General features: G+C 53.8%; 9 protein-coding genes. 8 read left to right on the forward strand and 1 reads right to left on the reverse strand.

Annotated elements, in window-relative coordinates; translation table 11 throughout:
- Positions 1 to 461: 461 nt before the first annotated feature.
- A complete protein-coding gene (gene queG / locus U868_RS0118810; protein WP_025154643.1) occupies positions 462 to 1619 on the reverse strand; it encodes a tRNA epoxyqueuosine(34) reductase QueG in 1158 nt (385 codons plus the stop codon).
- 193 nt (positions 1620 to 1812) lie between these two features.
- Between queG and tsaE the strand changes: the two genes are divergently transcribed.
- The 8 genes from tsaE to hflC all read left to right on the forward strand — a co-directional run bounded on the left by tsaE (position 1813) and on the right by hflC (position 10607).
- Complete coding sequence (gene tsaE / locus U868_RS0118815) at positions 1813 to 2277, forward strand: tRNA (adenosine(37)-N6)-threonylcarbamoyltransferase complex ATPase subunit type 1 TsaE (RefSeq protein ID WP_025154644.1); 465 nt, start codon at positions 1813 to 1815, stop codon at positions 2275 to 2277.
- A gap of 13 nt (positions 2278 to 2290) precedes the next feature.
- Complete coding sequence (locus U868_RS0118820; protein WP_029991337.1) at positions 2291 to 3583, forward strand: N-acetylmuramoyl-L-alanine amidase; 1293 nt, start codon at positions 2291 to 2293, stop codon at positions 3581 to 3583.
- Between the two features lie 19 nt (positions 3584 to 3602).
- The gene (gene mutL / locus U868_RS0118825) at positions 3603 to 5501 is read left to right on the forward strand and encodes a DNA mismatch repair endonuclease MutL (RefSeq protein WP_025154646.1); all 1899 of its coding nucleotides are present in this window, start codon (positions 3603 to 3605) and stop codon (positions 5499 to 5501) included.
- Complete coding sequence (gene miaA / locus U868_RS0118830; protein WP_025154647.1) at positions 5494 to 6432, forward strand: tRNA (adenosine(37)-N6)-dimethylallyltransferase MiaA; 939 nt, start codon at positions 5494 to 5496, stop codon at positions 6430 to 6432. Before mutL ends, miaA begins: the two co-directional genes overlap by 8 nt.
- A 107-nt stretch (positions 6433 to 6539) precedes the next feature.
- Positions 6540 to 6845, forward strand: coding sequence for an RNA chaperone Hfq (hfq, locus tag U868_RS0118835; protein WP_004241361.1), 306 nt, complete (start codon positions 6540 to 6542; stop codon positions 6843 to 6845).
- Positions 6846 to 6943: 98 nt separating this feature from the next.
- A complete protein-coding gene (gene hflX / locus U868_RS0118840; RefSeq protein ID WP_025154648.1) occupies positions 6944 to 8224 on the forward strand; it encodes a ribosome rescue GTPase HflX in 1281 nt (426 codons plus the stop codon).
- Positions 8225 to 8310: 86 nt separating this feature from the next.
- Positions 8311 to 9591 carry an FtsH protease activity modulator HflK gene (gene hflK, locus U868_RS0118845; protein WP_025154649.1) on the forward strand — a complete coding sequence of 427 codons (1281 nt, stop codon included), beginning with the start codon at positions 8311 to 8313 and terminating at the stop codon, positions 9589 to 9591.
- 2 nt (positions 9592 to 9593) lie between these two features.
- Positions 9594 to 10607 (forward strand): protease modulator HflC, encoded by a 1014-nt coding sequence (gene hflC / locus U868_RS0118850; RefSeq protein WP_004234484.1) that lies wholly within the window; start codon positions 9594 to 9596, stop codon positions 10605 to 10607.
- The last annotated feature ends 97 nt before the right edge of the window (positions 10608 to 10704 follow it).

The raw sequence follows: 10704 nt of genomic DNA on the forward strand, positions 1-10704 counted from the left end.
AGAATTTGCGCCCTCTCTGACGAAGGGCAGATGAACGATCACCAGCGGTGATTATTCAGACAGTGAAAGATTACCACCGGCACTTTCTGCACTATCTTTATGTCAGTTTCTGCTTTTCATCACCTTTCATGGGGTGATTAAGTCAAACAGGGGCAATTTTTTTGTCCGGATGTCATTTTTTATCCACAGCGCTGCGGGGCATGTTATTCATATCCCGGCGGTTCTGACACACTTTTCTGCACAGAGTTATCCACAGGCCGGTTTTGTCGGCTGAATCACAAAATCCCGCGAAATACCGAACGATAGTATATTTAATGTATTGATATTTATATGTTAATTTAATTTATGTGAATTGTGTGACAGCGCTCTTGTATTTTTTCTTCACATTGATAGGCAAGGTCTTTTTATATTATTCACAACACTGAACATTGTGGATAACTTAACGGGATGATGAGGCGGGATCAGGCATCGCGCGGCAAACCTTTGGAAATGGCGCGAATCAGGCGTTTTTGTTGTGAAGTCTGTATTTCAATACGTGATTCACCCCGTTTTGCATACTGACGGGCAACCGCCCAGCGGATATGCTCATCAAGCCAGTCAGCCAGTCCGGTTTTTTCTGTCAGCGCAATAATAATTTTATCTTCATACGGCGCGTTGCCGAGCGCGACACTGATATTTCTCAGCCAGCGCAGATACCCGATGCGCCGGATAGCCGAACCCTCTGTCACCCGCAGGAAGGTGGCTTCATCCCAGGCAAATAAATCCAGCAGTTCCGGCGTGTGCAGCCGCTTGCGCGGCGAGAAATCTGCCTCGTCTGTCAGTTGTGAAAAACGGTTCCACGGGCAGATAAGCTGGCAGTCATCACAGCCGTAAATACGGTTTCCCATCAGCGGGCGGAATTCTTCGGGGATAGCGCCCTCCAGCTCAATGGTGAGGTAGGAGATACAGCGGCGTGCATCGACAGTATAAGGTGCGACAATCGCCTGAGTCGGGCAGGTGGTCATACAGGCGACACAGCGGCCGCACTGTTCTTCCGCAGGCGTATCAACCGGCAGCGGCAGGTTGATCAGCAGTTCACCGAGGAAAAACCAGGAACCGGCTTCACGGTTTAAAATAAGTGAGTGCTTACCAACCCAGCCGAGACCGGCTTTAGCCGCCAACGGGCGTTCCAGTACCGGCGCTGAGTCGACAAACGGACGGTAACTGAGGGTATTTTCCTGAGTGAGTTCATCACACTCAGCCTGAATCCGCTCTCCCAGCTGTTTCAGACGCTGGCGCAGAAGCTTGTGATAATCACGCCCCAGCGCATAACGGCTGATATAACCCTGCTCCGGGTTTTGCAGTACAGCAGCAAAGGACGCTTTGGCCGGAAGGTAGTTCATCCGCACACTGATCACCCGCAGCGTGCCCGGCAGAAGTTCATGAGGGCGCGCGCGCATCATGCCGTGGCGTGCCATCCAGTCCATCTCTCCCTGATACCCCGCATCCAGCCACGCCTGCAGTTTCGGCTCTTCCGCGCTGAGATCTGTATCGCAGATACCGACCTGCTGAAAGCCGAGTTCGTGTCCCCATTGCTTTATCCGGGCGGCAAGCTGATGTAAATCAGGGTGAGTGCTCATTAGTGAGTGTTTACTTACATTGCAGGTGTGATGGTGAATGGTGCGGAGTTTATCACAGACCATCCGGCACAAAAACTGTGCATTATTGTCGTTTTTCTGCACGCCGTTATGCAGGTATATCACCGGAATGTGGTATGTTTAACGGATTACACGCTCAATTATTTCAATAAAATAACCTGTGACGACAACGAGAATGAAAGAACGTCTGTTTACGCTGGCAGATGAAGCTGCCACTGTCGCGCTCGGCCGTGCACTGGCACAGCAGAGTCAGCGCGGATTTGTCCTGCATCTTTTCGGCGATCTGGGCGCCGGAAAAACCACGTTCAGCCGGGGCTTCCTTCAGGCACTGGGGCATCCCGGCCATGTGAAAAGCCCGACTTACACCCTGGTCGAGCCGTATGAGCTTTCACCGCGCCCGGTCTATCACTTTGACCTGTACCGCCTGGCGGACCCGGAAGAACTTGAGTTTATGGGGATCCGCGATTATTTCGGGGAAAACACGGTTTGCCTGGTTGAATGGCCGCAAAAAGGGGCCGGTTTTCTGCCGGATGCAGATTTGGAATTGCACTTACGGTATGATGGTGAAGGACGGGAAGCCCGTTTTGCCGCCCTTTCGCCTTATGGTGAAGAACTCCTGGATAAGTTAGCGGAGATGTGAGGAATTACCGATAATGAATGCATATCTGACACGGAAATCTGATGTGGCTGCCGTTTCATGGCTGACGGCGCTGTTTTTCAGCGTGAGCCTGCTGTTCAGTGCAGCCGGACACGCAGCGTCCCTGACGGGCATCAATGTGAGCAACAACGGCTCTCAGGGCACATTACAGCTCAGTTTTGACGGCAAACCGCAATATAAACTGTTTCCGCTGCATGACCCTGAGCGTCTGGTGATCGACATCCGTCAGCCGCAGAAAATTACCGGTCTGCCGATCAATCTGAATAACGGGCTGATTAAAGTAGTCAGAGAGAGCCGTGCGCCGGATGCTCAGCATCAGCGTGTCGTGCTGGAACTGGCGGATAAAAACAGTTTCCGTGATGCTGCGGATAACAGCGGCCTGACCATCACGCTGACCGGCAAAAACAGTTATACCGCCGCCCCGGTGGCTGCCGCACAACCGGTCACCACCACAAGCGGTAAACCGCTGCGGATGAACAGCGGCAGTGCGGCTCCGGCAGCTGTCAACCCGGCCGCTGCACCGGCACAGGCAAAAATTCCGGTGGTCCCGACAGGCAAACTGCCGAAAAACAGCCGTCAGGTCGTGGTGGCGATTGATGCCGGTCACGGCGGGAAAGATCCCGGCGCCATCGGTCAGAACGGGCTGAAAGAGAAAAACGTCACTATCAGTATCGCCCGTAAGCTGGAAAAGCGCCTGAAAGATGACCCGATGTTTAAACCGGTACTGACCCGTGACGGCGATTATTTTATTTCGGTGGCCGGGCGCTCGGAAGTCGCGCGTAAATTCGGTGCCAATATGCTGGTGTCTATCCATGCGGATTCCGCACCAAACCGCACCGCGACCGGTTCATCCGTCTGGGTACTCTCCAACCGGCGGGCAAACAACGAATTAGGTAACTGGCTGGAACAGAGCGAGAAACAATCCGAACTGCTCGGCGGTGCCGGTGATGCACTGGCAAACGGTGCGGATCCGTATCTCAGCCAGGCGGTACTGGATTTGCAGTTCGGTAACTCCCAGCGTGTCGGTTATGCCGTGGCGCAGGACGTGATCCGTCAGCTGCGCCAGATAGGCAAAGTACACAAAGGCACGCCGGAGCACGCGAGCCTCGGGGTACTGCGTTCGCCGGATATTCCGTCCATTCTGGTGGAAACCGGCTTTATCAGTAACAGCACTGAAGAACAGCTGTTAGGATCCGATACTTACCAGGAACAGGTCGCTGCCGCGATCCACGGCGGATTACGCACATATTTTACCGCGAATCCGTTACAGGCAGCGCCGTCCAAATAACAGGAGAACGGGGGCAATTATGGCGATCCGGATTTTACCGCCGCAGCTGGCAAACCAGATAGCCGCAGGCGAAGTGGTTGAGCGCCCGGCATCGGTGGTGAAAGAACTGGTGGAAAACAGCCTGGATGCCGGTGCCACCCGTATTGATATTGATATTGAGCGCGGCGGCGAAAAACTTATCCGCATCCGTGACAACGGCTGCGGTATTGCCAAAGACGAGCTGGCGCTGGCGCTGGCCCGTCACGCCACCAGTAAAATCGCCACACTTGACGATCTCGAAGCCATCATGAGCATGGGGTTCCGGGGCGAGGCACTTGCCAGTATCAGCTCGGTATCACGCCTGACCTTTACCTCCCGCACCCGTGAGCAGAATGAAGCCTGGCAGGCGTATGCCGAAGGGCGTGAAATGGACGTGACGCTGAAACCGGCGGCGCATCCGGCGGGCAGTACCGTGGAAGTGCTGGATCTCTTTTTTAATACGCCTGCGCGGCGCAAATTCCTGCGTACTGAAAAAACCGAATTCGGTCATATTGATGAAGTGGTACGGCGTATCGCGCTGTCCCGTTTTGATGTGGCCATTAATCTCACCCACAACGGCAAACTGATGCGCCAGTACCGGCCGGTTAAAGCGGACGATCAGCAGGAGCGCCGTCTCGGGGCTATCTGCGGTACGGCTTTTATGCAGCAGGCGCTGGCGGTAACCTGGACTCACGAAGCGCTTGAGATCCGCGGCTGGGTGGCCTCACCGGCAGATTACAACGGCCCGGAGGATTTACAGTATTGCTATGTTAACGGGCGGATGATGCGTGACCGCCTGATCAACCACGCCATCCGTCAGGCCTATGAAGACCGGCTGAGCGGTGACCAGCAACCGGCTTATGTTCTCTATCTGACTATCGATCCGCGTCAGGTGGATGTGAATGTCCATCCGGCCAAGCACGAAGTGCGTTTTCATCAGGCGCGGCTGGTGCATGACTTTATTTACCAGGCGGTGCTCAGTGTGCTGAAACAGCATGAGCAGCCGGTCTCTCTGTTTGAACCGGATCCGTCAGCGCCGCAGACGCAGCATGTGCCGGAAAACCGTGCGGCAGCCGGTAAAAATATGTTTGAGCGAGAGAACGTACTCACACCGCCGCCACACCGGGAAACCTCCGGGGGCGGCGCGTCTCACAGCCGCCGCAGCGGCGGAAAACCGGCATATTCTGCGGATAAACCCGGATACAGCCCGAAAGAAGCCGGAATATATCAGTCACTGATGCAGACACCGGCAGAAACTAAGCCGCAGCTGTTTCCGGAAAAAAGTACTTTTCTGTCAGAAAACCGGATCAGCGCCGTAAGTGAGCCGGTGACGGAAAAAAGTGAGCGTGTAAGTTTTGGTAAAATCCTTACGCTTTATCCGCCGTGTTATGCGTTAATTGAGACAGATGCCGGTATTGCGCTGTTTTCCCTCAGCAAAGCATCACATTATCTGCGTTGTCAGCAACTGATCCCGGGAGAGCAGGGACTGAAATCCCAGCCATTGATGATCCCGCTTCAGATGGCGTTAAACGCACAGGAGTGTGAGACATTTACGGAGTTTGCCGGAGTATTGCGTACTTTCGGCATAGAAGGTTCAGTTTTCCGTGGAAAAGCGACGATTCGTACGGTATCGTTACCGCTTCGTCAGCAAAATTTACCGCATCTTATCCCTGAATTACTGCGTTTCCTGGCTGATAACCCGGAGGCGGATGAGAAGGCCATTGCCTCGCGGCTGGCAGAGATGCTGGTCAGTGAACCGGCGGTTCAGAGCAAAGCGCAGGCAGTGCAGCTGCTGGCCGATGTGGAACGGCTGTGCCCGCAACTGGTGCGCAGGCCGCCGTCAGATTTAGTACAATTAATTGATTTAACTGAGGTCGTTGCAGCATTACGTCATGAGTGAACAGAATCATCATAAACCCGCAGCCCTGTTTCTGATGGGGCCGACGGCTTCAGGAAAAACCGCGCTGGCGATTGAACTGCGTCAGCACCTGCCGGTGGAAATCATCAGTGTGGATTCCGCCCTGATTTATAAGGGGATGGATATCGGGACCGCAAAACCTGATGCTGCCGAGCTGGCGCTCGCCCCGCACCGGCTGATTGATATTCTCGATCCGTCTGTGGCCTATTCCGCCGCCGATTTCCGCCGTGATGCACTGGCGGCAATGCATGAGATAACCGCGCAGGGAAAAATTCCGCTGCTGGTCGGCGGAACCATGATGTATTTCAAGGCGTTGCTGGAAGGATTATCGCCGCTGCCGTCCGCAGACCCGGAAATCCGGGCACAGATTGAGGCGCAGGCGGCACAGGAAGGCTGGCAGGTTCTCCATGATGAACTGAGCCGGATTGATCCGGTCGCCGGGGCGCGGATCCATCCGAATGATCCGCAGCGGCTCAGCCGGGCACTGGAGGTCTATTATATCTCCGGGAAAACGATGACAGAACTGACAGAAACGGCCGGGGAGAATTTGCCCTTTAATGCTTATCAGTTTGCCATTGCACCGGCAGACCGTAAAATATTGCATCAGCGCATTGAGATGCGTTTTCAGATGATGCTGAAAGCCGGTTTTGAGGACGAAGTCCGTGCGCTGTATCAGCGCGGGGATCTTCATCCGGATTTGCCGTCGATCCGTTGTGTCGGCTACCGCCAGATGTGGTCATATCTGGCCGGAGAAATCAGTTATGATGACATGGTGTATCGGGGCATTTGCGCCACCCGTCAGCTTGCCAAGCGGCAGATGACGTGGTTGCGGGGTTGGGAAGGCGTTCAGTGGCTTGACAGTGAACAGCCTGAACAATCTCTTAAAGCCGTTATGCAGGTTCTTCGTGCATAGCGCCGTTGATTGTGTACAATTAACGGGTTACGAAAGTTTTTGAGTAGTTATTTTTCGAACCCAGTTTGGGTTTCATTTAAAAAACAACAAAATAAGGAAAATACAGAATGGCTAAGGGGCAATCTTTGCAAGATCCGTTCCTGAACGCATTACGTCGCGAAAGGGTTCCGGTTTCTATTTATCTGGTCAACGGTATTAAATTGCAGGGTCAGATCGAATCATTCGACCAGTTTGTTATTCTGCTGAAAAACACGGTCAGCCAAATGGTTTACAAACACGCGATCTCTACCGTCGTACCTTCCCGTCCGGTTTCTCACCACAGCGGTGGCGCAAACCCGGGGACCGGCGGCAGCAATTACCACCAGTCAGCCGGTAACGGTGGTGCGCAACAGGATACTGATGGCGCTGAATAAGTCAGTGTGCAGTTATCAATCGCGGGAAAACATAGGTAGGGAGACTTTACCTGTGTTTTTTCCTGCGTGTTTTTCACTCAGCCTGAGAGGTTCTGCCGTTGTTTGACAGGTATGAAGGCGGTGAACGGGCCGTACTGGTCCACCTGTTTTTCTCACAGGATAAGAACACTGATGATCTCAGTGAATTTGAATCCCTTGTGACATCCGCGGGTGTGACACCTGTTCAGATAGTCACCGGCAGCCGCAGCGCCCCGCACCCGAAATATTTTGCGGGTGAAGGTAAAGCGGAAGAGATTGCCGATGCTGTCATGGAAAGTGAAGCCGATGTGGTGCTCTTTAACCATGCCTTAAGTCCGGCGCAGGAACGCAACCTCGAGCGTTTATGCCAGTGCAGGGTGGTTGACAGAACCGGGGTTATCCTCGATATCTTCGCCCAGCGGGCACGGACACATGAAGGTAAATTACAGGTGGAACTGGCGCAGTTACGCCATCTTTCCACGCGTCTGGTTCGCGGCTGGACGCACCTTGAACGCCAGAAAGGCGGGATTGGTCTGCGGGGGCCGGGTGAGACTCAGCTTGAGTCCGACCGCCGGATGCTGCGGGATAAAATCAAACAGATTTCAGGGCGTCTGGAAAAAGTGGAACGCCAGCGCGGACAAGGCCGTCAGGCGCGCAGTAAAGCGGATATTCCGACGGTGTCTCTGGTCGGTTACACCAACGCCGGGAAATCCAGTCTGTTTAATCACATAACTGATGCGAAAGTCTATGCTGCGGATCAGTTATTTGCGACACTCGATCCGACCCTGCGGCGGATTGATGTCGATGATGTCGGCACGGTGGTGCTGGCGGATACGGTCGGGTTTATCCGCCATCTGCCGCATGACCTGGTGGCGGCATTTAAAGCCACGCTGCAGGAAACCCGCGAAGCGACACTGCTGCTTCATGTGGTGGATGCGGCGGATAACCGTGTGGATGAAAATATTCATGCGGTTAATACAGTTCTGGAAGAGATTGATGCGCATGAAATTCCGGTTCTGATAGTGATGAATAAAATCGATATGCTGGACGATTTCGAACCGCGTATCGACAGAAATGAGGATAACCTGCCGGTCAGGGTCTGGCTTTCAGCACAGACCGGAGCAGGGATCCCGTTGTTGTTCCGGGCGCTGACGGAACGCCTTTCCGGTGAGATCGCACACCTGGAATTGTGTCTGCCTTCTTCGGAGGGTCGTCTGCGCAGCCGTTTTTATCAGCTTCAGGCGATTGAACGCGAGTGGCTTGATGATGATGGCCGGATTTGCCTTGAAATCAGGCTGCCCATTGTTGACTGGCGCCGCCTCTGCAAGCAGGAACAACAGTTAGCCGATTACGTTATCTGATTATCAGCGGCGTAATATATTGATTGAGAGCGCGTTTTTGTGCTCTTAGCCCTGAAAAACCGATCATAAAAGAGTGGAGCGAAGGCATGGCGTGGAATCAGCCCGGTAATAACGGACAGGACCGCGACCCGTGGGGGAGCAGCAATAAAGGCGGCAACTCCGACGGTAACAAAGGCGGCCGGAACCGTGGGGCATCTGATCTCGACGATCTGTTCCGGAAAATGAGCAGAAAACTCGGTGGTCTGGGTGGCGGTAAAGGCGGAAATAATAATGACGGGCAGTCCGGCGGAAACAATCGTCCTCCGGTACAGTTTGCCGGCGGACGAATTATCAGTCTCGCCATTGCCGCCATTGTTGTTGTCTGGGCCGCAACAGGCTTCTATACGATTAAAGAAACGGAACGCGGCGTGGTTACCCGTTTCGGTAAATTCAGTCATGTGGTTCAGCCGGGTCTGAACTGGAGACCGACCTTTATTGATCGCGTCACTGCGGTCGATGTGGCAACGGTCCAGGATCTGGCCACCAACGGCATGATGCTGACCGCTGACGAAAACGTGGTCCGCGTTAACATGAACGTGCAGTTCCAGGTGGTGAACCCGGAAGATTACCTGTTCAGCGTCACCAACCCGAACAACAGTCTGCGTCAGGCGATGGACAGTGCGGTGCGCGGGGTTATCGGCAAGTTCACCATGGAGAAAATCCTGACGGCGAACCGTACCGTGGTCCGTAACGAAACCCAGAAAGTTCTCGAAGAGACAATCAGGCCTTATAAAATGGGGATCGCGATTGTCGACGTCAACTTCCAGGAAGCCCGTCCGCCGGCTGAAGTCCAGGCCTCATTCGATGACGTGATTGCCGCGCGTGAAAACGAACAGCAATCCATCCGTGAAGCGGAAGCGTACTCGAACGAAGTCCTGCCGCTGGCAAAAGGTAATGCACAGAGTATGATCGAAAGCGCACAGGCGTATAAAGCCAGTATCGTGCTGAAAGCGCGCGGTGAAGTGGCAAGCTTCTCGAAAATGCTGCCGGAATACCGTGCGGCACCGGACATCACCCGTGAACGTCTGTACATTGAGACAATGGAACGTGTGCTGAGCAATACCCGTAAAGTAATTGCCAATGATAAAAGCAACAGCATGATGGTGCTGCCGCTGGATCAGATTATGCGTGAGCAGAGAGCCGCCTCTCAGGCTGCGCCGGCGAAAGCCGCTGCCGCACCATCATCCGCCCCGGCGACACAGGCACCGGCAGGCCGTCAGGCACAAAACAGCAGCCGGAATCCGAATGTACCCGCTGAATACAACAACACGTATGATCTCAGCAGTTCGGGTATCCGTGGCAACACTGAACGCACAGGGAGACAATAATCATGCGTAAGTATTTAGCCGTTATTGTTATTCTGGTTTTAGGCGTTCTGTATGCGTCTGTCTTTACCGTTCAGCAGACCGAGCGCGGTATTGTGCTGCGCTTTGGCAAAGTTCTGCGTGATGCGGATAACAAACCGATTGTCTATGAACCGGGTCTGCATCTGAAAGTACCGTTTATTGAAACAGTGAAAATGCTGCCTGCCCGTATCCAGACACTGGATATCCAGGCTGACCGTTTCCTGACAAACGAAAACAAAGACCTGATCGTCGATTCTTACCTGAAATGGCGGATTAGTGATTTCAGCCTGTATTATCTCGCGACAAACAGCGGTAATATTAATCAGGCTGAAAACCTGCTGAAGCGTAAATTCAGTGACCGTCTGCGTTCTGAGTTCGGTCGTCTGAGCGTGAAAGAGATTGTGACGGATTCCCGCGGTACATTAACGACGGAAGTCAAAAATGCACTGAACGAAGGGAGCTCCGGTAACGATCCGCAGGCAACTGATGCTGATAACGCTATTGCCGATGCGGCAGCGCGTGTTCAGGAAGAAACCAAAGGCGCACAGCCTCAGGTGAATCCGAACAGTATGGCAGCGTTAGGTATCGAAGTGGTGGACGTCCGTATCAAGCAGATTAACCTGCCGGCGGAAGTCTCCGAAGCTATCTTCCAGCGTATGCGTGCAGAACGTGAAGCAGTGGCGCGTCGTCACCGCTCACAGGGTCTGGAAGAAGCCATGAAGATTCGTGCGGTGGCGGATAAAACCCGTACTGAAATCCTGGCCGAAGCGGAGCGCCAGTCACTCTCCCTGCGTGGTGCGGGTGATGCGGAAGCCGCTAAACTGTTTGCGGATGCATTCAGTCAGGACCCGGATTTCTATGCGTTTATCCGAAGCCTGCGCGCTTATGAGCAAAGCTTCAAACCCGATGGCAACGACATTATGGTGTTAAGCCCGGATACGGATTTCTTCCGTTATATGAAGGCACCGACATCATTGCGTCCGGCTTCAGGCCAGTAAGTCCGGTAACCGCATAACCGGTACTGAAAAATCGTCAGCATGCTGATGGTCGCACTCTGATGAATAAAGCCCGCTTAGGCGCTGAGAGATCCCCATA

It is taken from the genome of Morganella morganii H1r (assembly GCF_000633515.1).
GTDB lineage: Bacteria > Pseudomonadota > Gammaproteobacteria > Enterobacterales > Enterobacteriaceae > Morganella > Morganella morganii_B.

Excerpts from the sequence above, each read along its gene's own strand:
- hflK (WP_025154649.1), top strand. The coding sequence starts at position 8,311 with ATGGCGTGGAATCAGCCCGGTAATAACGGACAGGACCGCGACCCGTGG.
- hflC (WP_004234484.1), top strand. The coding sequence starts at position 9,594 with ATGCGTAAGTATTTAGCCGTTATTGTTATTCTGGTTTTAGGCGTTCTG.
- queG (WP_025154643.1), bottom strand. The coding sequence starts at position 1,619 with ATGAGCACTCACCCTGATTTACATCAGCTTGCCGCCCGGATAAAGCAA.
- miaA (WP_025154647.1), top strand. The coding sequence starts at position 5,494 with ATGAGTGAACAGAATCATCATAAACCCGCAGCCCTGTTTCTGATGGGG.
- tsaE (WP_025154644.1), top strand. The coding sequence starts at position 1,813 with ATGAAAGAACGTCTGTTTACGCTGGCAGATGAAGCTGCCACTGTCGCG.
- mutL (WP_025154646.1), top strand. The coding sequence starts at position 3,603 with ATGGCGATCCGGATTTTACCGCCGCAGCTGGCAAACCAGATAGCCGCA.
- hfq (WP_004241361.1), top strand. The coding sequence starts at position 6,540 with ATGGCTAAGGGGCAATCTTTGCAAGATCCGTTCCTGAACGCATTACGT.
- U868_RS0118820 (WP_029991337.1), top strand. The coding sequence starts at position 2,291 with ATGAATGCATATCTGACACGGAAATCTGATGTGGCTGCCGTTTCATGG.